Source organism: Bhargavaea cecembensis (assembly GCF_001619585.1).
Lineage (GTDB): Bacteria > Bacillota > Bacilli > Bacillales_A > Planococcaceae > Bhargavaea > Bhargavaea cecembensis_A.
In genome coordinates this window covers 58,160-83,943 of the sequence record NZ_LQNT01000001.1, presented here as the reverse complement: position 1 = coordinate 83,943, position 25,784 = coordinate 58,160, and the positions used below count along the sequence as shown (strand labels likewise).

Annotated in this window: 21 protein-coding genes; 7 read left to right on the top strand and 14 right to left on the bottom strand. The window is 54.1% G+C overall.

Annotated features, from left to right (window positions below; translation table 11 throughout):
• Positions 1 to 9: 9 nt before the first annotated feature.
• From mbcS to ezrA, 6 genes are all read right to left on the bottom strand, one after another.
• On the bottom strand, positions 10 to 1,575 hold the full coding sequence (gene mbcS / locus AV656_RS00480; protein ID WP_063177783.1) for an acyl-CoA synthetase MbcS: 1,566 nt from the start codon (positions 1,573 to 1,575) through the stop codon (positions 10 to 12).
• 186 nt (positions 1,576 to 1,761) lie between these two features.
• Complete coding sequence (locus AV656_RS00475) at positions 1,762 to 1,965, bottom strand: alpha/beta-type small acid-soluble spore protein (RefSeq protein ID WP_008299759.1); 204 nt, start codon at positions 1,963 to 1,965, stop codon at positions 1,762 to 1,764.
• Between the two features lie 169 nt (positions 1,966 to 2,134).
• Complete coding sequence (locus AV656_RS00470) at positions 2,135 to 2,338, bottom strand: alpha/beta-type small acid-soluble spore protein (RefSeq protein WP_008299759.1); 204 nt, start codon at positions 2,336 to 2,338, stop codon at positions 2,135 to 2,137.
• An 80-nt stretch (positions 2,339 to 2,418) separates the two neighbouring features.
• On the bottom strand, positions 2,419 to 3,624 hold the full coding sequence (thiI, locus tag AV656_RS00465; protein ID WP_063177781.1) for a tRNA uracil 4-sulfurtransferase ThiI: 1,206 nt from the start codon (positions 3,622 to 3,624) through the stop codon (positions 2,419 to 2,421).
• Between the two features lie 7 nt (positions 3,625 to 3,631).
• Positions 3,632 to 4,759, bottom strand: coding sequence for a cysteine desulfurase family protein (locus tag AV656_RS00460; protein ID WP_063177779.1), 1,128 nt, complete (start codon positions 4,757 to 4,759; stop codon positions 3,632 to 3,634).
• A 77-nt stretch (positions 4,760 to 4,836) separates the two neighbouring features.
• A complete protein-coding gene (gene ezrA / locus AV656_RS00455; RefSeq protein ID WP_197462178.1) occupies positions 4,837 to 6,525 on the bottom strand; it encodes a septation ring formation regulator EzrA in 1,689 nt (562 codons plus the stop codon).
• Between the two features lie 151 nt (positions 6,526 to 6,676).
• Here ezrA and AV656_RS00450 point away from each other — a divergent pair, with 151 nt between their 5' ends.
• Positions 6,677 to 7,162: a GAF domain-containing protein gene (locus AV656_RS00450; protein ID WP_063177775.1), complete on the top strand. Its 486-nt coding sequence runs from the start codon at positions 6,677 to 6,679 to the stop codon at positions 7,160 to 7,162.
• A gap of 67 nt (positions 7,163 to 7,229) precedes the next feature.
• Here AV656_RS00450 and megL read toward each other — a convergent pair whose 3' ends face one another.
• A complete protein-coding gene (gene megL / locus AV656_RS00445; protein WP_063177773.1) occupies positions 7,230 to 8,444 on the bottom strand; it encodes a methionine gamma-lyase in 1,215 nt (404 codons plus the stop codon).
• A 308-nt stretch (positions 8,445 to 8,752) separates the two neighbouring features.
• Here megL and rpsD point away from each other — a divergent pair, with 308 nt between their 5' ends.
• Both rpsD and AV656_RS00435 read left to right on the top strand, forming a co-directional pair.
• Complete coding sequence (rpsD, locus tag AV656_RS00440) at positions 8,753 to 9,355, top strand: 30S ribosomal protein S4 (protein ID WP_063177772.1); 603 nt, start codon at positions 8,753 to 8,755, stop codon at positions 9,353 to 9,355.
• Positions 9,356 to 9,942: 587 nt separating this feature from the next.
• Complete coding sequence (locus tag AV656_RS00435; RefSeq protein WP_063177770.1) at positions 9,943 to 10,758, top strand: cobalamin-binding protein; 816 nt, start codon at positions 9,943 to 9,945, stop codon at positions 10,756 to 10,758.
• 46 nt (positions 10,759 to 10,804) lie between these two features.
• Here AV656_RS00435 and AV656_RS00430 read toward each other — a convergent pair whose 3' ends face one another.
• Both AV656_RS00430 and tyrS read right to left on the bottom strand, forming a co-directional pair.
• On the bottom strand, positions 10,805 to 11,983 hold the full coding sequence (locus AV656_RS00430) for an alanyl-tRNA editing protein (protein ID WP_082818540.1): 1,179 nt from the start codon (positions 11,981 to 11,983) through the stop codon (positions 10,805 to 10,807).
• 42 nt (positions 11,984 to 12,025) lie between these two features.
• On the bottom strand, positions 12,026 to 13,291 hold the full coding sequence (gene tyrS, locus AV656_RS00425) for a tyrosine--tRNA ligase (RefSeq protein ID WP_063177768.1): 1,266 nt from the start codon (positions 13,289 to 13,291) through the stop codon (positions 12,026 to 12,028).
• A gap of 437 nt (positions 13,292 to 13,728) precedes the next feature.
• On the opposite strand from tyrS, the gene AV656_RS00420 reads away from it, so the two are divergent.
• Complete coding sequence (locus AV656_RS00420; protein ID WP_063177766.1) at positions 13,729 to 16,716, top strand: transglycosylase domain-containing protein; 2,988 nt, start codon at positions 13,729 to 13,731, stop codon at positions 16,714 to 16,716.
• A 169-nt stretch (positions 16,717 to 16,885) separates the two neighbouring features.
• Here the strand turns inward: AV656_RS00420 and acsA are convergent, their stop codons facing one another.
• Both acsA and AV656_RS00410 read right to left on the bottom strand, forming a co-directional pair.
• Positions 16,886 to 18,613 (bottom strand): acetate--CoA ligase, encoded by a 1,728-nt coding sequence (gene acsA, locus AV656_RS00415; protein ID WP_419865542.1) that lies wholly within the window; start codon positions 18,611 to 18,613, stop codon positions 16,886 to 16,888.
• 131 nt (positions 18,614 to 18,744) lie between these two features.
• Positions 18,745 to 19,515, bottom strand: a complete 771-nt coding sequence (locus AV656_RS00410) for an SDR family oxidoreductase (protein ID WP_063177764.1) — start codon at positions 19,513 to 19,515, stop codon at positions 18,745 to 18,747.
• 397 nt (positions 19,516 to 19,912) lie between these two features.
• Here AV656_RS00410 and AV656_RS00405 point away from each other — a divergent pair, with 397 nt between their 5' ends.
• From AV656_RS00405 to AV656_RS00395, 3 genes are read left to right on the top strand one after another with little or no spacing between them, the layout of a single operon-like run.
• The gene (locus AV656_RS00405) at positions 19,913 to 20,545 is read left to right on the top strand and encodes a GNAT family N-acetyltransferase (protein ID WP_063177762.1); all 633 of its coding nucleotides are present in this window, start codon (positions 19,913 to 19,915) and stop codon (positions 20,543 to 20,545) included.
• Between the two features lie 23 nt (positions 20,546 to 20,568).
• Positions 20,569 to 21,216: an acetoin utilization AcuB family protein gene (locus AV656_RS00400; RefSeq protein ID WP_063177760.1), complete on the top strand. Its 648-nt coding sequence runs from the start codon at positions 20,569 to 20,571 to the stop codon at positions 21,214 to 21,216.
• Complete coding sequence (locus AV656_RS00395) at positions 21,213 to 22,370, top strand: acetoin utilization protein AcuC (RefSeq protein ID WP_063178825.1); 1,158 nt, start codon at positions 21,213 to 21,215, stop codon at positions 22,368 to 22,370. The genes AV656_RS00400 and AV656_RS00395 overlap by 4 nt, the downstream gene beginning before the upstream one ends.
• A gap of 36 nt (positions 22,371 to 22,406) precedes the next feature.
• Here the strand turns inward: AV656_RS00395 and ccpA are convergent, their stop codons facing one another.
• The 3 genes from ccpA to AV656_RS00380 form a co-directional block, all read right to left on the bottom strand.
• Complete coding sequence (ccpA, locus tag AV656_RS00390; RefSeq protein WP_063177758.1) at positions 22,407 to 23,405, bottom strand: catabolite control protein A; 999 nt, start codon at positions 23,403 to 23,405, stop codon at positions 22,407 to 22,409.
• A 102-nt stretch (positions 23,406 to 23,507) separates the two neighbouring features.
• On the bottom strand, positions 23,508 to 24,593 hold the full coding sequence (locus AV656_RS00385; RefSeq protein WP_063177755.1) for a bifunctional 3-deoxy-7-phosphoheptulonate synthase/chorismate mutase: 1,086 nt from the start codon (positions 24,591 to 24,593) through the stop codon (positions 23,508 to 23,510).
• A 193-nt stretch (positions 24,594 to 24,786) separates the two neighbouring features.
• Positions 24,787 to 25,776: a YtxH domain-containing protein gene (locus AV656_RS00380; RefSeq protein WP_063177754.1), complete on the bottom strand. Its 990-nt coding sequence runs from the start codon at positions 25,774 to 25,776 to the stop codon at positions 24,787 to 24,789.
• Between the last annotated feature and the right edge of the window lie 8 nt (positions 25,777 to 25,784).

Genomic DNA, 25,784 nt, shown 5'->3' with positions numbered 1-25,784 from the left:
AGCACAGGGTCAGCTCAAGGCTTCCTGCTTGCGAAGTTCAACCCTCATGATCTTGCCGGATGCTGTCTTCGGCAGCTCCTCGATAAATTCAACGGCCCGCGGATACTTATATGGGGCCGTAACGGTTTTGACATGCTCCTGAAGGTTCTTTACAAGCTCTTCAGATGCATCTTCGGGATTCCGCAGAACGATGAAAGCCTTGACGATACTGCCGCGGTCCGGATCCGGACTTGCGACAACCGCACATTCCTTTACCGCCGGATGTTTGGTGAGCGCGTCTTCAACCTCAAACGGTCCGATGGTATAGCCGGAGGAGATGATAATGTCGTCGGCACGGCCCTCAAACCAGAAATAACCGTCTTCGTCCATTCTCGCGCGGTCCCCCGTCACGTAGTAATCTCCACGGAACTGGCGGCTCGTCCGTTCCGGATCGTTCAGATATTCCCTGAACAGTGCAGGAGTGTCGACATGAACCGCAATGTCCCCTGCCTCTCCGGGAGCACACGGATTGCCGTCATCATCAATGATCTCAACACGGTTGCCCGGAGTCGGCTTGCCCATTGAACCGGGGCGTGCCTCCATGCCTTTCATCGTTCCGACGAGAAGCGTGTTTTCCGTCTGGCCATATCCGTCTCTGACCTCGAGAGAGAATTCACGGCGGAATGTTTCAATCACTCCGATGTTAAGAGGCTCACCGGCCGAGACGGCACTGTGGAGCGAAGAGAGGTCGTAATCCGAAAGGTTGTCCGTTTTCGCCATCAGCCGGTACTCGGTCGGGGTGCAGCAAAGCACAGTGACCCCGTACTGCCCGATCAGCTCCAGGTATTTTTCCGGCTCAAACCGTCCGTTATAGACAAACCCTGTCGAACCGCTGCCGAGCGTCGCAAGAAACGGTGACCAGATCCACTTCTGCCAGCCCGGTCCGGCAGTCGCCCAGACCGTGTCGCCATCCTCGATTCCGAGCCAGTTTGCGGCGGAAGTCCTGAGATGGGCGTAGCCCCATCCATGCGTATGGACGACACCCTTCGGCTTGCCTGTCGTTCCGGACGTGTATGACAGGAATGCCATATCGGTGCTCCGGGTCTCCGGAGAATCGAAATGTTCGGATGCCTTTTCCATTTCATCAAGCAGCGGAATCCCGTCCTCGGAATCACCGACAATAAATAATTTGACGCCTTCCATATGACGGGCTTCCTTGAACTGGTCTGCAAATGGTGCATATGCGATGATTCCCTTGGCCCCGCTGTGCACGAGCCGGTAATCGATATCCGACGCACGGAGCATTTCAGAGCTCGGGATCACGACAATACCTGCCTTCAGGGCAGCTGCATAGGCCACATATGCTTCGATTAGCCGGGGCATCATGACGATGACGACATCGCCCTTTCCGAGCCCGTGCGAGGCGAGCGCGTTGGCACAACGATTTGCGCGCGCCATCAGTTCCCGGTACGTCACTTCGCGTGTCTCATGCCCGTCTGTCCAAATCAGCGCTTTGCGCGCCGGGTCATCGGCATATTTCTCAAATTCCGAAGCCAGGTTATACAGCTCCGGAGCCACCAGGTCTTCTCTTTTCATGCCCAGTCACCCCTTTTCCATTTTCTCTTCCGATTATACGCCTAACATTTCGGCGTTTCAAAATCGAATTTGTTTTCGGAAGATAACTCCAAATAGATTAAGGGATAATCCGGGATCATGCCGCACACTTTATTCAGGACGACCGGCAAAATTAAAGACCGCCCGTCTTGGGCGGCCTTCATTGCATTATTGTTGGCCTTTCATTTGCTGCTGTGCCATCGAAACCAAACGCTTGGTGATTTCTCCGCCAACGGAACCGTTGGCACGCGATGTTGCGTCGGCACCCAGCTGAACTCCGAACTCTTGAGCGATTTCGTACTTCATTTGGTCCAGCGCTTGGCGGACACCAGGTACGAGAAGCTGATTCGAATTGTTGTTATCGTTTGCCATGGATGTATCACCTCCTTGTGCACATAGAATGTGCCGGAGGCGAATTATCATACGGCAGAATATCTGGAAATTAAATAAATCTGGCGGATAATCCGGGACTATGCCGCACACTTTATTCAGAAAGACCAAATTAAAGACCGCCCGTCTTGGACGGGCAGCCTTCATTGCATTATTGTTGGCCCTTCATTTGCTGCTGTGCCATCGAAACCAAACGCTTGGTGATTTCTCCGCCAACGGAACCGTTGGCACGCGATGTTGCGTCGGCACCCAGCTGAACTCCGAACTCTTGAGCGATTTCGTACTTCATTTGGTCCAGCGCTTGGCGGACACCAGGTACGAGAAGCTGATTCGAGTTGTTGTTGTCGTTTGCCATGATGTATCACCTCCTTGTGCACATAGAATGTGCCGGAGGCGAATTATCATACGGCATGATATCTGGAAATTTGTGCCGGATTACAGCAGGTCTGAAAACGGATCTTCTTCTTTTTTAATCGGCAGCTCGATGATTTCCCGCTCGGCCACGGCTTTTTCAATCATCGGCCCGAAATCGGCGTTGCCCTCATAATAAATGACTTTGTCCGTTTTCGGTTTAGTGGCCGGATTGGCCGGAGTAAAGATGGTGCAGCAGTCTTCAAATGGGCGGATCGATGTTTCGTATGTGCCGATTTTTTCTGCAATGCTGATGATATCCAGTTTGTCCATTGCAATGAGCGGCCGGAGCACCGGCGTCGAGGTCACTTCATTAATGGCACTCAGGCTGTCGAGTGTCTGGCTGGCGACCTGGCCCAGGCTTTCGCCGGTGACAATCGCCTTGGCTCTGATCTCTTCGCGAACCATGTCGGCAATTTTCATCATCATTCGGCGCGTAGTCGTCATCGTAAGTGCTGATGGAACTGCATCCTGTACCGCCTGCTGAATTTCGGTGAACTGAATGGTATGCATGCGGATCCGCGTCCCGAATGCGCTTAGCCGTTCTGCCAGCTCCACGACTTTTTGCTTAGATTGCTCACTCGTAAACGGCGGGCTGTGGAAGTGGATGACATCCAGTTTCAGGCCGCGCTTCATCATCAGATAGCCCGCGACCGGACTGTCGATCCCTCCTGACAGCATCAGGAGAGCATGGCCATTGGATCCTGCCGGAAGACCGCCGGCTCCCTGGATCGTTGTTGTGGAGAGATAAGCACCGTCCTCCCGAATGTCGATGAGAAGGCGGATTTCAGGATTTTTCATCTTCACTACCAATCCGGGGTAGATCGGGAGAAGATGACCGCCCATTTCCTGCTGGAGTTCGATCGTTTTCAGCGGGAATGTCTTGTCCGCGCGGCGTACTTCAACCTTAAAGGTCTTCCCTTCCGTTTCCATGTGCGAAAGTATCCGTTCTGCGGTCTCCTTGATGGTGTCGAGGTCAGCTTTGCAGCGGACCGCCGGGCTGAATGACTGGATCCCGAACACATCCGGCAGGCGCTTGAGGGCCTCCTCAATCTCCCGGCCTTCTTCTGCGAACAGGTACATCCGGTCATGCTCCGCCTTGACCTTGACCGTCGGCAGGTCTTTCATAATCCGGCGAATGTTGTCTCTGAGCTTGCGGATAAATACGTTCCGGTTCTTCCCTTTCAGCGAAAGCTCCCCGTAACGGATCATGATTTCGTGGTACATCATATTCGGATCAAACCCTTTCTATCGTTTCCATGAACGATGTGAATACTTCCTTAAATTGCGCAATCTCCCCGGCTGAGTTCATCCGCCCGAAACTGATCCGGATCACGCCGTGACGGTAATCATCGGGAACACCCATCGCCTGCAGGACATGGCTTTCCTTTCTGCTTCTTGAAGAGCATGCGCTCGATGTGGATACATAGATGTCCCGCTCCTGTAGAGCATTGACGGCAATTTCTCCCTTGATGCCCCTAATAGCAACGGAGAGGATATGCGGCGCATTATTTTCCGAACCGAGCACCTTCACCTTGCCGAAGTTCCCGAAATACCGGATCAGCTCGCTTCTCCACTCTGCATATGGTGTTTGGTCCAGCTCTTCCACGGCCAGACGCATTGCCTTGGCCAGAGCCGCCGCGTGGGCGACCGGCACCGTTCCGCTTCGGAGGCCGCCTTGCTGGCCTCCGCCGAACAGGATCGGTTCCAGCCCATGCCGCTTTTTCAGGATGAGCGCACCGGACCCTTCGATGCCGTGAATCTTATGGGCAGAGACGGATATGGCATCGGGACCGGCCTCGGATACCGGAATGGTGATTTTCCCGAAACTTTGTACCGCATCCGAATGGTATACGGCCCTGGTTTTGGCCCGGATGAGCCTGCCCGCTTCCTCCAGCGGCTGGATGGCGCCGGTTTCGTTATTGACGTGCATGATGGAGACCACCGAGGTGTCCGGCGTCAGCTTCCGGTCCAGGTCGGACAGGTCGATGACTCCGTTCCGGTCCACACGGATCATCCCAACCTCAAAACCTTCAGCTTCCAGCTGTGGAATTGAGTGCAGGACGGCGGGATGTTCGATTTCCGAAATGAGGATTTTCCTCCCGTGATTACGGTTGCCCCGTGCCAGGCCGAAAAGAGCCAGATTATCGGCCTCGGTTCCGCCTGATGTGAAGACAACCTTGCCGCCCGGCATGCCCGCAAGCTCTGCCACCTGCTCGCTTGCCCGGCCAAGCAGACGGTCGGCCTCGATGCCGAGCCGGTGCAGCGAGGAAGGGTTCGCAAAAAAAGCCTTTGATGATTTTATGAATGTATCCAGTACCCGGTCATCGGGCATTGTCGTCGCACTGTTGTCGAAATAGATCATGATGCTTGCTTCCTTTCCAAACGAAAGCCACCGTCACAAGTCTGTGAGGTGGCTGATTCCCTGACTTATTATGTACGTCAGACTTCCTGTTTGACAAGTACTTCGATTTTCTTGAGCGCACCCGGTTCCGCTGCCTCGACGGCGGATGCGGCGTCTTCAAGCGCTTTGCCGTACCTGCACTGGCGGAATGCCTCCTCGGCTTCCGCCAACTGCTCATCAATTGCAGGGTTGGAACGGTAGCGGTTGCCGTATTGGATCAGGCGTTCGATCAGGTCGACGTTTTCAAGCATTTCATCCGCTTTCTCGGACACCTCATGAATACATTTTTCCGCTTTTGTGAGGCTTTCATTCACAAGCGACATATTCAATGGCATATCCTGAAGATTTTGGCTGACAATGAACAGCTGCTCTTCCGCTTCCTCAAGACGCACATCCATGTCTTCAGGGATTCCCGGAGTATTCGCCTTGAACAGCTTCCTGTCTGTCTCCTGCAAAATCTTGCCAAGTTCGGACAGCCGGGCACGCGCCTCCGTTTCGTTGATGCGGAGTTCCTTCAGGCGATCGGAGAAGCGGCCCTGCTCTTCCAGCAGCTGCCGCGATTCCTGATCGATCTCCTTCAGCTCTTCACCAAGCACAGAGGAAGCGGACTGGCCGGCATTGATCCGGTCCGTCAGCAGGCCAAAGCGCTTCTCCAGGCCGGCCACCTGTTCCAGGGCCGCCTCCGGGATGGCCGCTTCCTTCTCGCTGAGCCGGTAGTTTTGCTGGACAAAGCGGGCCTCGTCCGCCGTGCTTCTCGTGAATGCGCTGAGCTCGCCGAGGTTCGCGGCGACGTGAGCATGATTCTCCTCGACATAATGCCGGGCATACACTTCCTGCTCCAGCTTGTCGTAGAAGCCGTTGATCTCCTCTTCCAGGGAAGCCGTGCGCTCCTTGACTTCGGTCACTTCAAGTGCTTCAAGCGCAGCTTTCAGGTCCTCCAGTTCAAGATCGATTTCTGCAAGGCGCTCTTGCATCTCCAGATGTCCGATGTAGTAACCGCCGTCTTCCATCTCCCGGATGCCTGCGCGCAACTCCCTGATCGACTGGGGCATCTTCGTCTGGATCTCTGTGAGGAGGACCGGCACGTCTTCAATCAGCGCAAACGTCTCTTTTGCTTCATCGGACAGTCCGAGTACGGTCTCGCGGGCTTTCAGGTAATTGCCTGATGCCGTAAGCTCATCATACTCTTCAAACCGGGGGTTGATGGCCTCCAGACGCTTTTCAAGCCGGCCAATCGCGTTTCCGAAAGAATGCTGATGGGCAAGAAGGCTTTTGCGTGCGGCCTTGTGCCGCTTTTTCAGCTCTTCCATCTCCACCCTGTTCAGCTCTTCACTCCCGATCAGTTCATCGAGCTCTTCGAGAATCCGGTTCATCTCACCGTCGGCATAGGCAATTTTCGACTCGATCTCTTTTTCAATCTCCGTCGCCTTGCCGAAGCGGATGCGGTCGATCGCCTCTTCCGCATCAAAAAGGAGGTTGTCGATGGCCGGCATGTGGTCGTCCATGACTTCCGTCCAGCTGCTCCGCCAGCGCTCGAACTTCTCCTCCGTCTCTCCGTTCATATTAAGCTGTTTTACTTTTGTCAGTTCTTCAAGAATCGGCTTATGCTGTATCTGGAGCTTCTCCACTTCCAGCTTATTGATGATGGCTGTATGCTTTCGCCTCATAATGAAGGCGACGATGATCAAAGCAATGAGAATAATAATCCCAATGATGATGTACTTCATCATAGTCCCCCTGTTCCAAAATCACTGTAAACACTGTATGATCTATGGTATCATGTTTCACGATTTTATGCCGTTGTTTTTCGCAAGAATTTGCATGATTCGCCATCATTCATCAAACACCCAGGGACCTTCCCTGAAAGGAGAGATGACCGTGTTCACTCAACAGCAATATGCAGGCACGCTCCAGGAAAACTATGATCTGCTCTGCAAGCAGCTGGATGCACTGCTCGAAGGCGAGCGGAACGTCATGGCAAACCTCGCCAACGCCTCTGCCCTCCTTAACCAATTCCTCGACCGGACCAACTGGGTCGGCTTCTATGTGATGGACGGAGAAGATGAGCTCGTACTCGGACCCTTCCAGGGCTTGCCGGCATGTGTTCGGATCGCTCTCGGAAAAGGTGTATGCGGAACAGCCGCCCGGGACCGGCAGACTCAGCTGGTGGAAGACGTCCATGCCTTCCCCGGCCACATTGCATGCGATGCCGCCTCCCGCTCCGAAGTGGTCGTGCCGATCATTGTGGAAGACCGTGTCTTCGGAGTCCTCGATATTGACAGTCCTGAACTGGCGCGCTTCTCGGAAGAGGACGCACGCGGCCTCGAAAAGTTCGTCCGGGTGCTGGAAAAGCACCTGCAATAAGCGTCATACGATCTGAACACAGCAAAGGACAGCCGGCCATCTGCCGTGCTGCCCTATTCTTATTGGGTTATTCGGCTGCTGTCGGGGCAGTCCGCTTTTTCAGGGCGGCGAATGCCGAGTCCAGATCGGCGATGATGTCGTCCGGATGCTCAAGCCCCGCGGAGAAACGGATCATCGAATCAGTGATCCCCATCTCCTTCCGCTCTTCTTCCGGTATCGGCGAGTGCGTCATGGAAGCCGGGTGCTGGATCAGCGACTCGGCATCCCCGAGACTCACTGCCAATTTGACCAGCCGGAGTTCATCCAGGAAGATACGGGCTTCCTCCAGCCCCCCGTCCAGAGTGAAGGAGAAGATTCCGCCGCCGGCATTCATCTGCCGTTTTGCAATTTCCACATCCGGGTGAGCAGGATCGAGCGGATAGTGGACTTCACTGACCGCGGGAACGGTCTTCAGGTACTCGATGACCGCCTCGGCATTGGATGTGTGGCGCTCCATCCGTACGGCCAGCGTCTTCAGACCCCGGATCATGAGCCAGGCATCGAATGGGGAGATGATCCCGCCGTAATCTTTCTGGACGGTCATCCGGAGCTGCCCGATCTCCTCTGCATCCGCTCCGATCAGCAGGCCTCCAATCACATCGCCGTGGCCGTTGATATACTTGGTTGCGCTGTGCAGGACAAAATCCGCCCCCAGTTCAATCGGGTTCTGGATATATGGCGAGCAAAAAGTATTATCCACAATGACCTTAAGGCCGTGGCGCCTGGCAACGTTGGCTGCAGCACGGATATCGGCCACCTCCATCGTAGGGTTGACCGGCGACTCCACATAGATGACGCTTGTCTCCGGCCGGACATGCCGCTCGATATCCTCTTCACTCTTCATGGCAATCAGGTCATGCGTGATGCCGTACTTTTCTTCCAGGATGTTCAGAAGGCCGAATGTGCAACCGTAGATTCCCCTGGAGCACAGGATATGGTCCCCCGCCTTTGTCGCATGGACGAGCACGGCGCTGACCGCCGCCATGCCCGAGCCGAACGCAAGCGCGCCGGCTCCTTTTTCCAATGACGCGATCCGTTCCTCAAGAACTTTGACGGTCGGGTTCGTCAGCCTGGAGTAGATGTTGCCCTCCTGCTCACCCGCAAAACGGGCCGCCCCGGAAGCCGCGTCGGGGAACACGTAAGTGGATGTCTGATAAAGCGGAACGGCCAGGCTATCGTGGTGGTCATGTGAATCATACCCCTCGTGGATGATGAGTGTATCCCGGTGGACCTTCTTATTCATCGCTGCCCCTCCTGTTTTGTAAACGCTCTCATTTCCTACTATTATATCTCGGTGCCTCTGAAAAGGAAACCATCCTTGTCCCTTGACTTCCTTTCGCACCCGTTATATGATAGTCGTTGTGTAAAATAAACGCAGCAGTTGTGTGAGCAAGGCCGACCATTTCATCCCTTTACCTGAGAGTGAACGGTGCATCGTGTAACCCTTGGCTGCTGGGGCGAAGGTGCAAGATGATGAAATGGCACCGTGTTTGAACACATCTGGTTTTTATTTTACTCAAAATAAAACCAACTTAAGAGGAGGAGTCATCCATGGCTCGCTACACAGGTCCATCTTGGAAAATCTCCCGCCGCCTCGGTATTTCCCTGAGCGGTACGGGCAAAGAACTCGAAAAACGTCCTTACGCTCCAGGCCCGCACGGCCCGAACCAGCGTAAAAAACTCTCGGAATACGGCATGCAGCTTCAAGAGAAGCAAAAACTCCGTCACATGTACGGTGTTAACGAACGCCAATTCCACACAGTATTCCTCCGTGCAGGCAAAATGCCTGGTAAGCACGGCGAAAACTTCATGATCCTGCTTGAAACGCGCCTCGACAACGTCGTGTACCGCATGGGCCTTGCCCGCACACGCCGCCAGGCACGCCAGCTCGTCAACCACGGCCACGTCCTCGTTGACGGCAAGCGCGTCGACATCCCGTCGTACCGCGTAGCGCCTGGTCAGGAAATCTCGCTCCGCGAGCGTTCCCAGAACCTTTCGGCTGTCAACGAAGCGATCGAAGCGACAAACTTCGTTCCTGACTACGTGACATTCGATGCGGAAGCGAAGAAAGGCACATTCGTCCGCCTTCCTGAGCGCAGCGAACTTCCTGCAGAGATCAACGAAGCGCTGATCGTTGAATTCTACAACCGCTAATCAGCTCTTACAGGCTGCAGACAAAGCGAGGTTCTCCTCCTTGTCTGCAGCTTTTTTGTGTTCGCTCATAAAGAAAAAACGGACTGTGTTTTAGAAACTATAAAAGAGAACATGAAACCTATCTTGTCATAATCCTTCGGATTTCCGCTTATGTCCCTCCCTTACCGCGGACGTTGCCGACGCCAATGCGAAGTTTGGCGTCTGCGCTCAAAAGCGTCAGCGTTGAGCGGCATTAGCTGCACTCCTCGAGCTGCGCTCTGCGGGGTCTTCGGCTAACGCTTTTCCCGCAGGTGTCTCGGGCCCTCCGCTTCAATCTTACAAATATCTATCTATTCAAGTATTTGCCTCGCCATGGGATGTGCAGCTGACATGAATTTCATTTCATACATACAAATCATATTGCAGAAAAAGATCTAACCATGACAGTTGAAGCGGCAAAGTGTAGCAGTATGCCCATCAACAGTTTGTTACGGAAGCATCCTGCCAACGCCGTAGAGTCAAACACAATTGCTTCAGTTCGTTCTCCGGCTACCTCGCTGCCCTCCCCTCCTTCTGATACAATCGATTTACATGAACGGAGGGGTAGTATGAAACTTGTCTCGATTTGTCCGAGCAATACGGAATTGCTGGCCTATCTTGGCTTGGACGGACAGCTTGTTGGAGTGGATGACTTTTCCGACTGGCCGGCGTCCGTATCGGATCTGCCGAAGCTCGGGCCTGACCTGTCGATTGATATGGACCGCCTGGAAGCGACCGGTCCGGATCTTGTTCTTGCCTCGCTGAGTGTGCCGGGAATGGAGCGAAACGTGGAAGAGCTCGTGAAACGCGGCATTCCCCACCTCGTAACGAATCCGCAGAGCCTCGGGGATATCGCTGAAGATCTGGTCACCGTCGGCCGGGCATGCGGTATTGAAGAACGGGCACGACACATTGCGCGGGAATACCTGGATTTCATCAGTGAACTTAATCTGCGCTCGGAGCGCGTTGCGGACAGGCCGTCTTTATACTGGGAGTGGTGGCCAAAGCCGGTGTTCACTCCCGGAAGCATCAACTGGCTCACTGAAATCAGCCGGATTTCCGGCGGGTACAATATATATGAAGATGTAGAACTAGCCAGCATCCAGACGGACTGGGATGATGTGGCCTCACGCGACCCCGACCGGATTCTGCTTGCATGGGTCGGTGTCCGCACCGAAAAGATCCGGCCGGAACTGCTCCGGAAGCGACAGGGCTGGCCTGAACTCCGTGCTGTCCGTGAAGGTCACGTTGATGTCATGGAAGAATGGCTCTATTGCCGCCCTTCACCGCGTCTGCTGGAAGGCGCCCTGAAACTGGGGAACCTGCTTCATCCGGAACTGTACGGAAACCTCCGGCTGCCGGAATGGGTCAGTACGGCAAAGTGAACAAAAATAGCCCCTGCGGATTCGCCAAGTCCGCAGGGGCTTCTTTCTATTCTCCGATGGATTCGGCCATGATGACCAGAAGTTCTTCCGCAGACAGGGATGTGTCTCCCCCGCCCTGCACAAAAGCTTCGCTCCCGCCGCCTTTTCCGCCGGTCGCTTCAAGTGCAGCCGATGCCACCTGTTTCATGGATGCCGTGGCCTCACTGCCCCGTGATGCGACAAACTGCAACTTGGCTCCGTTCCGAACTGCGAGCAGGACGATGGCGTCTTCCCGTGCAGAAGCAGCGGCCCTGCCCAATTTCTGGAGCTCTGCGATCGGCCGATCGCTGTAGGCCGCCTTCACCAATCGCCCGGCGGTGACAAGAGATTGGGCCTCTGCCTCAAGGAGACGGTCTTCCGTTTCAGACAGCCTCTTCTCCAGAGAACGGTTTGTCATCAGAAGACGCCGGATCGCCTCTGCCGCATCCTCTTCGGGAACACTCAGGAGTCCGACCGCTTCCTTGAGGATGCGATTCTTTTCCCTTAGCTGCAACAGTACACGGTTGCCGCACACAAAATGGACACGCGTTTTTTTCTTCATGCGCTCCATGCCAATTATTTTCAGCTGGCCGACTTCGCCCGTTGAATGCGGATGCGTTCCTCCGCAGCCGTTATAGTCGTAGTCCGGGATGATGACAAGCCGGATTTCCTCTTCCACTGCGACGGCTTTCCTCAGGCGGCCCCTGTCCAGTTCCTCTTCCGTAACCCAGCGGGTCTCGATCTTCCGATTCTCACGGATGATTTCATTTGCCCGCTTTTCGGCTGCCTCCAGCTGTTCATCGATCAGGTGCTCGGTGTCCAGATCGATCGACACGAGTTCCCTTCCCAGATGAAAACTGACCGTCTGGCATCCAGCCGTCTCGATGAAGGCGGCTGTCAGGATATGCTGGCCCGTGTGCTGCTGCATATGATCGTGGCGGCGCGTCCAGTCGATCTTGCCGGATGCAATCAGCGCATTCAGCGGTTTCTCCACATAGTGCAAGATCTCGCCGTCCCGCTCTTCCACATCCATCACCCGGATGCCGTTCAGCCTCCCGGTATCATGCGGCTGTCCGCCTCCGGTCGGGTAAAACAGGGTGTTTTCCAGTACGGCGTACGGTCTGCCGTCCTCAATCCCCTCCCGGACGACATTCGCCTTGAAAGTGGTCCGGTAAGGGTCTTTATAATAAAGACGATCTTTCAGCATCAGTATTCCCTCCCTGCATGACGGTCCTCTAAGGCGTTCCGATCAGCTAAACCGGATCATCGTGTATTTCTTCTTGCCCCGGCGGATGATGGTGAAAGCGTCATCCAGCCGGTCAGCTGCGCTTATTGTGTAATCCAGCTCCTTCACCCGCTCCCCATTGATGGAGATCGCACCATTGGTCACGTCTTCCCGAGCCTGGCGTTTTGATGAGGAAATGCCCGCTTCGACAATCAGGTCGATGATGTTCCGGTCTTCCTTCGCCATCTCATAGCTCGGCACGTCTTTGAAGGCATCTTTCATTTCGGAGACGGACAAGGTTTTCAGGTCGCCGCTGAAGAGAGCGGCTGTAATGCGTTCGGCCTGTGCAAGGGCCTCGTCGCCGTGGATCAGGCGCGTCATTTCTTCGGCCAGTGTCTTTTGGGCCTTGCGGAGGTGCGGCTCTTCTTCGACCGCTTTTTCCAGTCCGGAGATCTCTTCTTTGCTGAGGAACGTGAAGATCTTCAAGTACTTGATGACGTCTGCATCGGCCGTATTGATCCAGAACTGGTAGAACTCATATGGCGAAGTTTTTTCCGGATCGAGCCAGACACTTCCGCCGGCTGTCTTGCCGAATTTTGTACCGTCGGCTTTCGTGACAAGCGGAATGGTCAGCCCGAATGCTTTCGCATGCTCATCATGGGTTTTGCGGATGATTTCGAGGCCTGTTGTGATATTGCCCCACTGGTCGGATCCGCCCACCTGCACGCGGCAGTTGTAATTGTCGTACAGATGGTTAAAGTCCGAGCCCTGGATAAGCATGTAGGAAAACTCGGTAAACGAGATGCCGGTCTCAAGGCGTGTCGCGACGTTTTCCTTTGCCAGCATGTAGTTTACACTCAAGAGCTTTCCGTAATCGCGCAGGAAGTCTATTGCCGTCATTTTGCCGAACCAGTCCTTGTTGTTGACCATGACCGCGGCATTCTTGTCACTGAAGTCGAAAATCTGCTCAAGTTGCCCGCGGATGCCGGCTACGTTGTGGCTGAGCTGTTCTTCCGAAAGCAATTGCCGCTCATCGGCCTTGAACGACGGGTCGCCGATCATGCCGGTCGCTCCGCCGACCAGTACGATCGGCCGGTGACCGTGCTTCTGGAATCGGCGCAGCGTCAGGAATGGCACGATATGCCCGATATGCAGGCTGTCGGCTGTCGGGTCAACCCCGCAGTAGAGGGAGATGCTTTCCTTGTTCAGCAGTTCGGCAAGGGCTTCCTCATCCGTCGTCTGGTAAAGGAGGCCCCTCCATTTCAGGTCTTCGATCAGTTCGTTCGTCATTGTTATCCCCTCCAGAAAATAATAAAAGCCCCTGCGGATCCGAAGATCCTGCAGGGGCGCTGATTCCATCAACGCGGTACCACCCGGCTTGGGAAGCGCAAACCGCTTCCCCGCTCATGCATGCTAACGCCATGCCGGCGCCTTGCTCCGGAGCTGTAATTCACAGATCGTCCGCCGGGCAGCTTCCACCAGCCGCTGCCTCTCTGATTGCTCGGCGGACGGCGCTACTTCGGCCCCATCCTCGCTCGGTTCTTATTAATAATCCCCATTTTATCCGAATCAGATACGATGTCAATACTGATTTCTCACCTTGTGAATTGGGGGAGGGATTAAAGGCAAAATCCCCATCTATTGGGACACAGCTGAAACTACTAATATAGATTCCGAGACTCTGTCGCAATATGGTATAATATGACGAGATTTTAAGGGGGGATCCTGTGGAATCAAAGAATCCATTTAAATATATTGAAGAAAAAGTCGCGGAGTTCCAGGAATCGCAATGGGGCAGGCGGCTCAGGATTGGATCGGGCGTGGCCTGGAACCTCCTCCTCCTCTTCGGGGTCACGGGCATCCTGCTCGGGGTTTTTGCGGGTTCTGTCGGGGCGGGCTATTTTGCTTCGCTCGTTGTTGAAGAACCGCTCCGCACAAAGGAAGAAATGCGACAGACCGTGCTGACCTATGAGGAAACGTCCGAATTGTACTTTGCCGATGGTGTCTACCTCGGCAAGGTCAATGCGGATATCGAGCGACGGGAGACCAAGCTTGGCGATGTTTCCCCTCACCTCATCGATGCGGTGCTTGCGACCGAAGACGAATACTTCGATGAACATGAGGGGATTGTCCCGAAAGCGATTCTGCGGGGCCTGTTCCAGGACGTCACAAACGCCGACTCCCAGACAGGAGGCTCGACACTGACCCAGCAGCTGATCAAGAACCAGGTCCTCACGAACGAAGTGTCCTATGAACGGAAAGCGAAGGAAATTCTTCTTGCGATGCGCCTCGAAAAGTTCATGGGGAAAGAAGAGATTCTTGAGGCCTACCTGAACATCATCCCGTACGGCCGAAATGCATCCGGCCAGAACATCGCCGGTGTCGCGACCGCAGCGGAGGGGCTGTTCGACGTTACGCCGAAGGAACTCAATCTTCCGCAGGCGGCGTACATCGCCGGTCTTCCCCAGGCACCATTCCTCTACACCCCGTTCTACTCCGGCCAGAGGGGAATGAAGACGCCGGAGGAACTGGAACCGGGCATCGAGCGGATGAAAACCGTCCTGTTCCGGATGAAGGAGACCGGCTATATCACCGAGGAAGAGTATGAACAGGCTGTCGTCTATGACATCACCAAGGACTTCAAACAGCCCGAGCAGCGTGCGACGGAACGTTATCCGTTCCTGACTCCTGAAATCCAGGCACGTGCCAAAGAGATCCTCGCCCGGATCCTCGCGGAAAAGGACGGAATCGACCCTGCAAGGCTCGACGAAGAATCCGAACTCCTCGCCAAGTACATGCAGCTGGCGGCCCGGGACCTGGAAAGCGGCGGCTACCGGATCCACTCAACAATCAAAAAGGATCTGTATGACCGCTTCCAGGAAATCAAAAACAACTTTGAGCATTACGGACCGACGCTGACCGAGACGAAAGTCGACAGCGAGACCGGCGAATCGGTCGAAGAGCTGAATCCTGTCGAAGTCGGTTCCATGGCAGTGGAAAACGGAACCGGCCGCATCCTTGCCTTTGTGGGCGGTCGTGACCATAAGATTGAGCAGACCAACCACGCCACGAGTGCATTCCGGCAGGTCGGTTCCTCCGTCAAACCGCTTCTTGTATACGGCCCTGCAATAGAATATGGCCTCATTGGTGCGGGCAGCCCGGTCGTGGACGTCTGGGCCAACATCGGCGGCTGGAAGCCGAAGAACTTCTTTGCTGCCCGCCAATACGGGATTGTTCCGGCTCGGGAAGCACTTTCCAACTCCTATAACCTGGCTGCCGTCCGAACACTCGGCAAGATCGCGGACAAAGACCCGACCCAGTTCCTCGACAAGATGGGCTTCAACCATATCCAAGATCACCAGCGGAACGTCCCTTCCGCCGCGCTCGGTGTGTACTCGGCATCCGTCGAACAGAATGTCGGCGGATTCTCGACCCTGGCCAATGGCGGTAAGTTCGTGAAGCCTTACATCATTGAGCGAATCGAAGACAGCGAAGGCAACCTGGTCTATGAACACGATACGGAGCCGGTTGATGTATTCAGCCCGCAAACGGCATATCTGATCACTGATATGCTGAGAGATACGGTATCATCCGGTACAGCCATCATCATGGGGCGCGATCTGAATTTCAGAACCGATCTAGCGGCCAAGAGTGGTACCTCCAATAGTTATAGGGACGTCTGGATGATGGGATACAATCCGAATGTCACGCTCGGTGTCTGGCTCGGCTATGATAACGAAAATAAATATAACCTTGGAAGAATGACATCAGGCGACCTGCAGCCGAGCACCCGGGTGAACAAGCTGTTCGCCCGGCTCATGAACGGCATGAACGAAGTGGCGCCGGACATCGTGGACGCCGGCGAGCGCTTCCAGCAACCGGAAGGTGTCGTCACCCGCTCCTTCTGCGGCATCTCGGGGCTTGCCCCATCCGAAGCCTGCCAGAAAGCCGGCCTTGTACGTTCTGACCTGTTCAACGCCCACGCATACGTGCCGAACAAGCCGGACGACAGTTTCGGCGCAGGAGGAGGTTCCTTTGTCGTAGCAGGCGGCACCCGCTACCAGGCCCTGCCGTCCACGCCGAAAGAATTCGTGCAGAGCGGTGCGACCGGAATCAACAAAGACTTCGTCGACCGCATGCTTTCACCTTACGGCGGTGACCCGGCAGGACTCTTCCCTAACGGGTCCAGGTTCGGAACCAATATCGTCTCCGCACGCAGCTACAGCGGCATTGACGGCGCACCTGTCGCACCGGGCGCGTCACGCTCGGGAGGAAACATTGTCTGGAGCAACTCCCCTTCCGCTGATGTGGTCGGCTACTATGTCTACAAAGACGGGAAGAAAATCGCATCAGTGGCATATGGCGGATCCTATAGCGTGAGCGCATCGTCACCGGGTTCCTATAGCGTCCGCGCCGTCGATATAACCGGACAGCAGTCAAGCCCGTCGAATGTCATCACGACCGATGCGCCTGAATCTAAAGAGAAACCTAAAAACAATGAAAAGCCTGGTAACAACAGTGATAACGAATCCCGGAACGATTCGGCACCTTCGGACCAGGAAAAAGCCAAGGACAAAGAAGAAAAGAAACCGGAAAAAGATCAATCCGGGGACCAAAATGGAAACGGCGATGGCGATAGCGGCAAAGAAAATGCAGATGACAAGAAAGAAGACAAACCGAACGATAATGGCGGAAACAGTGGAGATGGCGACTGATTCTCCTTCATTTGCCCGGCATCCGGAATAGGGTGCCGGGTTTTTTGTATTCAATTTACGGAGGAAGAAGATCAATGCCGACTGAAACCTTCATGGAACCAGTCACCGTTTTTCTCCATCATAAAAAGCAGGCAGGAAAAACCCTGCCTGCTTTTTATGATGTTGATTCTCAATCTTCCATTGTCGACAGGTCGCCTGTCGGAAGATCAAGTTCCCATGCTTTCAGGACACGGCGCATGATCTTGCCGCTCCGGGTTTTCGGAAGCTTGTCCTTGAATTCGATCTCGCGCGGTGCCGCATGGGCAGCGAGGCCTTTCTTGACGAACTGGCGGATTTCTTCCTTGAGTTCGTCCGTCGGCTCGTAGCCGTCATATAGGGCAACAAATGCTTTGATGATCTCGCCGCGCACCGGATCCGGCTTGCCGATCACACCCGCTTCCACGATTGCCGGGTGCTCAATCAGCTTGCTCTCGACCTCAAACGGCCCGACCCGTTCGCCCGAGGTCATGATGACATCATCTACTCGTCCCTGGAACCAGAAGTAGCCGTCTTCATCCATATAGGCGGAGTCACCGGATACGTACCATTCTCCGTTCAGGAAGTACGAGTCGTACTTTTCCTGGTTGTTCCAGATTTTTCTCATCATCGCAGGCCATCCTTTTTTCAGCGCGAGGTTCCCCATCGAGTTGGGAGGGAGCACCTTGCCCTGATCGTCGACGATGGCCGCTTCGATGCCCGGTACCGGCTTGCCCATCGAACCGGGCTTGATCGGCATCGAACCGATGTTCACGATCATCTGGGCGCCAGTTTCCGTCATCCACCATGTGTCATGGATACGCTTATCGAATACTTCAAGGCCCCACTTCACGACTTCCGGGTTCAGCGGCTCGCCGACTGAAAGGACGTGGCGGAGAGAAGACAGATCGAATTCCTTGATCAGCTCATTTCCGGCGCCCATCAGCATACGGAACGCAGTTGGCGCGGAATACCAGACTGTGACGCCATAATCCTCAATCGCCTGGTACCAGTCCTCCGTCTTGAAACGGCCGCCGACGATGAGTGATGTTGCGCCGGCGAGCATCGGGCCGAATACCCCGTATGCTGTCCCGGTAACCCAGCCCGGGTCGGCGGTGCACCAGTAGACGTCGGTTTCTTTCAGATCCAGAACCCATTTTGCGGTTTGGAGTTGCTGAACCATTGCGTACTGGACGTGCAGCACGCCTTTCGGACGTCCGGTCGAGCCGGAGGTATAGTGGAGAACCGTACCGTCCTCCTTGCCGAGCCATACCGGCTCGAAGTCGGCAGATGCTTCTTTCATATGTTTATTGAAGTCGACAATCTTGTCGGACTCTTCGATGTTCTCACCCACCAGGAATACCTTTTCGAGCTTTGGAAGGCGGTCGACCGGAACCCGCTCCAGCAGGTCAGGCGTCGTGATAATGGCCTTTGCCTCGGAATCATCCAGACGGTCAAATACAGCGCCTTCCATGAAAGCCTCGAATAGCGGGCCGACGATGGTTCCCACTTTCAGCCCGCCGAGAAGCGCAAAATACAGTTCCGGAGAGCGCGGCATGAAGATAAACAGACGGTCGCCCTTGTCAAGAGTTGAATGCGCTTTCAGCACATTCGCGGCTTTGTTCGTCATGCGCTTCATCTGGCCGTACGTATACGCTTCTTTCCGGTTCTGGTCTTTGTAGTAGAGTGCAACTTTATTTTTCCGGAAGGATTCAGCATGGCGGTCAACGGCTTCGTAGGCGATATTCACCTTGCCTGACTCAGACCAGCTAAATTCCTTTTCGGCATCTTCCCAACGGAACTCTTTAGCGGTCTTTTCATAGTCCGCCAGGTTAAAGTCCCCCTCTTTAACCGGAATGATGCTCTTTTCCATTGTTGCCATAAAATCACCCTTTCGTTATACGAATACTCTATCATTCTACACGAAAATGAACGATATGTGGCAATTTTTTAACTTTTGGGCCTTTGGAAAGAGACTTCGGGGAATTTTAAACGATCCTCTGATTCCGGACATTACATGGCATGCATGCCGCCGTCTACTGTGAGGATATCTCCCGTGACATAATCGGAGGCAGATGAAGCCAGGAAAAGCGCAGCTCCCTTCAGGTCGGAATCATTGCCCAGCCGTCCGAGCGGCGTGTTTTGCATGATTGCATCCTTGCCTCTTTCAATCAGAACAGTCGACATCTTGGTCGGGAAGAATCCCGGTGCGATGGCATTGACGTTGATCCCGTGCCGGCCCCATTTCACCGCAAGGTCTTTTGTGAATGTCATCACCGCGCCCTTGCTCGTGTTGTAGCCGATCGTCTGCATAAACGGTGGCGTCCCGCCGAATCCTGCAATGGATGCTATATTGATGATCTTCCCGCCTTTTTGGGAAATCATGGCTTTCCCGGCTTCCTGGCTCATCAGGAATGTACCGGTTACATTCACGTTGATGACCTTTTCCCAGGCCTCGATCGGCATCTCCTCCACTGTTGCTCCCCAGGTCGCCCCGCTGTTGTTGACGAGAATATCGATCCTGCCGAAATGTTCCAGCGTTCCGTCCACGACTGCCCTGACCTCTTCGGGATCTGTGACATCACAGCGGAAAGCAAGTGAATCCGTCCCCCTCTCCTTCAGCTTCCGGCTCATCTCCTCACATGCCTCAAGATTCCGTGAACAGACCACCACATTGGCTCCCGCCTCCGCATAAGCTTCCGCGATCTGTGCACCGAGCCCCCTTCCTCCGCCCGTGACAATCGCCGTCTTTCCATCAAGTCTGAACAAATCCAATACACTCATCTTGCAAACACCCTTCCCCCTGATATTTTTAACTCTATTTTGCATGTCTGCCGGTTATGGACTTGAAATCGCTGCATCAATCCTCAGCCTCCCGGCATCGGTGCCGACCGGGCAACGAAATTGTCATTGCTGCCCCCGCCTACCGAAATATCCGAACCGACCGGTCTGCACCCCCTAAATCTTTTTTTACAGCAACCAGTCAGTATGTTTAAAATATTAAAATAACACGATGTCGTCAACTTTATGATTCCGGTGTCCGATTAAGGGAAAAGGAGTTTTGCCGGTTTCTTGGAACTCAAGCCTATTCAGTGATCACAAAAATGAGAAAATTCTCCCCCATGATGTGAGCGCATTCATGTATAATCTGAAATAGCCACTATAATGAGGCGGTGACAATTTGGAACACGTGAAAACTTACTATTCGGCAGAACTGGCCCATTCATCGGGTGACTTGATCATCGAGGGGCCGGTCTCCACTGAAACCCTGGAATCCCTGGAATTCCACGGAGACCTGGTTGCCTTCCGCCAGCCGGAGCAGCAGCACCGGGCCATTATCGGCATCTCCAAACTGCCCGAGGGGCGGATCATCATAGCACGCCATGAAAACATGATTGTCGGCTATGTGACTTTCCTTTACCCTGATCCGCTGGAGCGCTGGTCCGAAGGCAAAATGGAAAACTTGATCGAATTGGGAGCAATCGAAGTCATTCCTGCCTTCCGGAGCGGAGGCGTCGGCAAACAACTTCTGAAAGTTGCAATGAAAGATGATCAGATGGAAGACTACATCGTCATCACGACCGAGTACTACTGGCACTGGGATCTAAAGGGTACAAACCTGAATGTGTGGGAGTATCGGAAAGTAATGGAGAAAATGATGAATGCGGGGGGTCTCACCTACTATGCGACGGATGATCCTGAAATCAGTTCACACCCGGCAAACTGCCTCATGGCCAGAATCGGCAGCCGTGTGGAGCAGGAATCCGTCCAGAAATTTGACCAACTCCGGTTCATGAACCGGTTCATGTACTGACTCACAGAAGGGGGTTGTTCGGGATGATTCTGGAGGAAATGATGAATACGGAGGTCGTGACGCTCGGTCCCGGCCATACCATCAGAGAAGCGCGCGAACTGATGGAAGACAGGAAGATCCGGCATCTGCCGATCGTTGATGATGAAGGAGGAATCGTTGGTGTCGTCTCGGACCGGGACCTGAAGGAAGCCATCCCGTCATCCTTGATCGGGAAACAGGATTTGTCAGTCTACGACACCCCGCTTTCCGATATTATGACCACAGACCCGCTGACCGGACACCCGCTCGATTTCGTCGAAGAAGCTGCGGTGATCTTTTATGAAAACGGCATCGGCTGCCTGCCTGTTGTCTCGTCGGGGAAAGTGGTCGGCATCATCACAGAGACCGATCTTCTCTATCGGTATATTGAGCTGACCGGCGCCAGCAAGCCCGGCTCGCAGATTGAAGTCCGGGTTCCCGATGTTGCGGGAGTCCTGTTTGGCGTTTCAAAAGTCTTTTACGAACACAATGCGAACGTGCTTAGCGTGCTGGTCTATCCGGATAAAGAGAGGCTGGATCATAAAATCCTCGCCATCCGGGTCAAGACGATGAACCCGCTTGCAATCATCGAAGAACTGCGCAAGGAAGGATATGACGTGCTATGGCCGAATCTACCCGGAATGCAGCAATGAAACGGGCGGCGTTCGTCTATTCCGAGGGGCAACTCGACTATAAGTTCTCGGAGACCCATCCGTTCAATCAGAAACGGCTCGTGCTGACGGCCGATCTCCTGCGCTCCATTGGCGCGCTGTCCGACTCTGCCATAGTCGGGCCGAGGGTCGCGACCGACGAGGAACTGGCGCTGATTCATGATGAACGTTACATCGAAATCGTAAAGCAGGCCGGAAATGGTGAAGTCGACCAGATCGTTGCCGAGAATTACGGAATCGGAACTGAAGACACGCCGATCTTCCCGCATATGCACGAAGCAAGTGCGCAGCTGGTCGGCGGCACCCTGACCGCCGTGGACGAGGTGATGGAGGGCCGTGCCAGGCGCGCGGTCAATCTGGGCGGAGGTCTTCACCACGGATTCCGCGGCAAAGCATCAGGATTCTGCGTTTATAATGACAGCTCGGTTGCCATTCGCTATATGCAGGAAAAGTACGGAGCGCGTGTCCTGTACATCGATACCGATGCGCACCACGGAGACGGCGTGCAATGGAGCTTTTACGACGATCCGGATGTCTGTACGGTGTCCATCCATGAAACGGGACGCTACCTCTTCCCCGGCACCGGCTCGATCACTGAGCGCGGAAGCGGTCAGGGGTACGGCACCTCTTTTAATTTTCCGGTCGATGCCTTTACAGAAGATGATTCGTTTCTCGAGGTGTACCGGACCTCAGTCAGGGAAGTCGCAGAGTTTTTCAAGCCTGATGTGATTCTCACACAAAATGGTGCGGATGCTCATTACTTTGATCCACTCACCCATCTTCACTCGACCATGAGAACCTACAGGGAAATCCCCAAAGTGGCCATGGAACTTGCAGAACAGTATTGCGGCGGCAGATGGATTGCCGTCGGTGGCGGAGGCTATGATATCTGGCGCGTCGTTCCCAGGGCGTGGTCGCTTATCTGGCTCACGATGAACGAGGCGGAAATTCCGACAGGTCCGCTGCCCCAAAGCTGGCTGATTAAATACAGCAGCGAGGCCCCCGTGCCGCTGATGCCGAACTGGGAAGACCCGGATCCGCTTTATAAGCCCATCCCCCGCAAATCGGAAATTGAGGAAAAAAACCGCCTGATGATGGAGAAAGCCCTGCACATCATCCGAAGCGAGAAAAATTGAAAAAGGAGTTGCCGATGCCCGGCAACTCCTTTTTGTTCAGTCATTAAATTTTGCGGATTCCCGCACTTCGATACGATGAGGAAGGATAAAGGTCGGATCGCCGACTTCCTCATTGTTCATATACTTTGTCAGGAGGCGCATCGAAACAGCACCGATGTCATACAGCGGCAGAACAACTGATGTCAGTCTTGGGCGAACCATCCTCGAAAGTTTCGTGTTTTCGAATGCCACGACTTCCACATCATCCGGTACCGTCTGGCCGGCATCCATCACCCCGTGAATGACCCCGATCGCCAGCTCATCACTGCCGGCAAATACAGCAGTCGGGCGCCGGTCCGTCGCATGCCATGCCTCGAGTGCGGCGTCATATGAATCTTCAACCTCAAAAACAAGGCCTTCATCGTACTCCACACCCCCATTTTGAAGGGCATCCTTATATCCCTCCAGAAGGTGGTCGCGATTGATGGTTGTATCGAGCGGCCCGGTGACGAGCGCCACTTCTTTATGGCCATTCTCGAGCAGATGTGAGACTGCCTCGCGCGCAGCTGTGCGGTAATTGATGTTGACGGACGGAAACGCACCGGTTTCATCAACCGTACCCGCAAGGACCACCGGCACCGAAGACCGGCTGATTTCTTCCCTGAGTCCGGGAGAGATCTGGTCGCTCATGAGAATGATACCGTCCACCTGCTTGCCGAGCATCGTTTCAATCAGGCGAATCTCCTTATCCTCATTCTCGTCGGAGTTCGACAGGATGATATTGTATTCATACATTGTGGCAATGTCACTGATCCCGCGGGCCAATTCGGCGTAGAACCCTTTCGAAATATCCGGGATGATCACGCCGACCGTAGTCGTCTTCTTGCTGGCAAGGCCCCGTGCCACCGCATTCGGGCGGTAGCCGAGTTTCTCAATGGCTTCCTTTACCCGCTTCCGTGTTGCCGGCTTAACGTTCGGGTTGCCGTTGACTACCCGCGAAACGGTCGCCATTGAAACATTGGCTTCCCGCGCCACATCATAAATCGTCACTGTCATGAAAAGATCCCTCCGATGAAAACGCTTCTTATTTCTTTCATTTTACGACAGTTTCTCTCGAACTTAAACGAAAAAGCCGGAACTTTTCGTTCCGGCTCCCCTTTATGCCATTACAGCATGGGTTTTCATGAATTTTTGAAGTTCGCCGTAAAATTCGTCGAACTGTTCGAGGTTCATCTGCTGTGCAGAATCCGAAAGCGCGACTGCCGGATCCGGATGCACTTCCGCCATGACGCCGTCTGCGCCGACTGCAATTGCAGCCTTGGCTGTTGGAAGCAGCAGGTCGCGGCGGCCTGTGGAGTGAGTCACGTCGACAAATACCGGAAGGTGCGTTTCTTGCTTCAGAATCGGAACAGCCGAAATATCGAGCGTGTTGCGGGTCGCTTTCTCGTAAGTGCGGATCCCCCGCTCGCAAAGCATAATCTGATCGTTGCCCTGGGAGATGATGTACTCCGCCGCATTGATGAATTCATCAATGGTCGCGGCGAGTCCCCGCTTGAGCAGGACCGGTTTATTCACCTGTCCGGCTGCCTTCAAAAGTTCGAAGTTTTGCATGTTGCGGGCGCCGATCTGGATGACATCCACGTAATCGAGTGCTTCCTCAAGGTGACCCGGCGTCACGATTTCGGAGACGACCGCGAGTCCGTTCTCATCAGCTGCACGCTTCAGGATCTTGAGGCCTTCAAGACCGAGCCCCTGGAAGTCGTACGGCGAAGTGCGTGGCTTGTAGGCACCGCCACGGATCAGCTTCTGTCCCTTTGCCGCAAGCGCAGCCGCTACAGTCGACACCTGCTCGTAAGATTCAACAGCACACGGTCCGAAGATGAATGTCGGTACGTCTTTGCCGATTTGTGCACCGTTTACATCAACGATTGTGTCCTCCTGCTTCTTCTTCCGGGAGACGAGGAGCGCTTTGCGGTGATCATCTTCTTGAAGTTCCAGAGCCGTCTTGAAGATTTCTTTGAAAATATGGTCAACAGTCGATTGCGGCACAGGACCGTTGTTGTTGTCTTTCAGAAGGTTCAACATATGGCGCTCACGGAGAGGGTCATAACGGTTGACACCTTGCTTTTCCTTAACTTTACCGATTTCCTGGACGACTTCCGCACGCTCGTTGATCAGGCGCAGGATTTCCAGGTTCAATTCGTCTACCTTGCCTCGAAGGCTTTCCAAATCATTTAGGCCCATTCCCGTATCCCCTCTCTTATTGGATTAACTGTGGCGGCAGCTGCTGCATGTGCCGCCTTTTACAGATAATGAACCCATTATAGTAGAGTATGCACGGTTTTGTCACGACTTATTTGCTGAATAATATTTCTTTTCAGATGTAAGCGATTACAAATGAAAACAAAGGAAAAGTCCGCCAGGGCGGACTTTTCCTTTAAGTGTTTTTGTTGTCTTTTTTGTTATTTTCAATTTTGGAGATATGGTTCATCCCCATGACTTTGTTGTCTCCGGTGTTTTCCGAGTTATCGTAGCTGTATGGGGTATTGCCGCTGTGCTGGTCTTTCGTGCTCGGGTCATTAGGGGTGTTGTTGGAGTTTGTGTCGGGCATCTTATTATTCGCGGACTTCGTGTTGTTGCCGGACTTCGCGGATCCCTTGTTCGATTTGGCATTATTATTGGATTGGGCGCTGTTATTGGATTTGGCGTTGTTATTGGATTTGGCATTGTTATTGGATTTCTTCGCCATATCCTTCGCCTCTTTTTCTTTTTCTTCAACAGCGGTCTTCAGCGCGTCGGCAGTGGAGTTGATCGTGTCCTGACTGCCCTCGATGGCTGATTCCACTTTTTCTGCGACTGTGTCGATCAGCTCAATCGGTTCTTCCCCTTCGGATGAAGCGGTCCCGTCATCCATCGGAGCGTTCTGGCCTTTTTTCGACTTCACCTTGTCGACGACCTTGTTCGTCTGATCCTGGACCTTCTTGGTGATATCGCCCGTCTTCTCCTTCACCGTTCCGGTGATGTTGGACGTCTTGTCCTTCGCCACGTGGGTCAGCTCGATGCCTTTTTCTTTGATGGTGCCGGCCTGACTGCTCACATCACTGCGCAGTTCCTTCCCGGTCTTCGGTGCAAGAAGGAGTGCAGCGCCGGCGCCGATCAATGCACCGATCAGCGCACCTGCAATGAAGCCGCCGCCGTTATCTTCCCTTTCTTGGCCTTCATGGTAGAAAGAATCGCTGTAGTTATTGCGGTAGCTGTAGTCATACTGATTTGGACTGTACATGTCGTAAGAAGGTTTGCTTTCCGCATAATCGGTTGCATAGTCCGTATTGACGCCGGATGCGGCCGCCTGCTCCTGTGCCTCGTAATAATCGCGGTTCATGCCCGGTTCATTGTAGTTTGGTTTCAGGTGTTTGTCATTGTTCATGTTTGTTC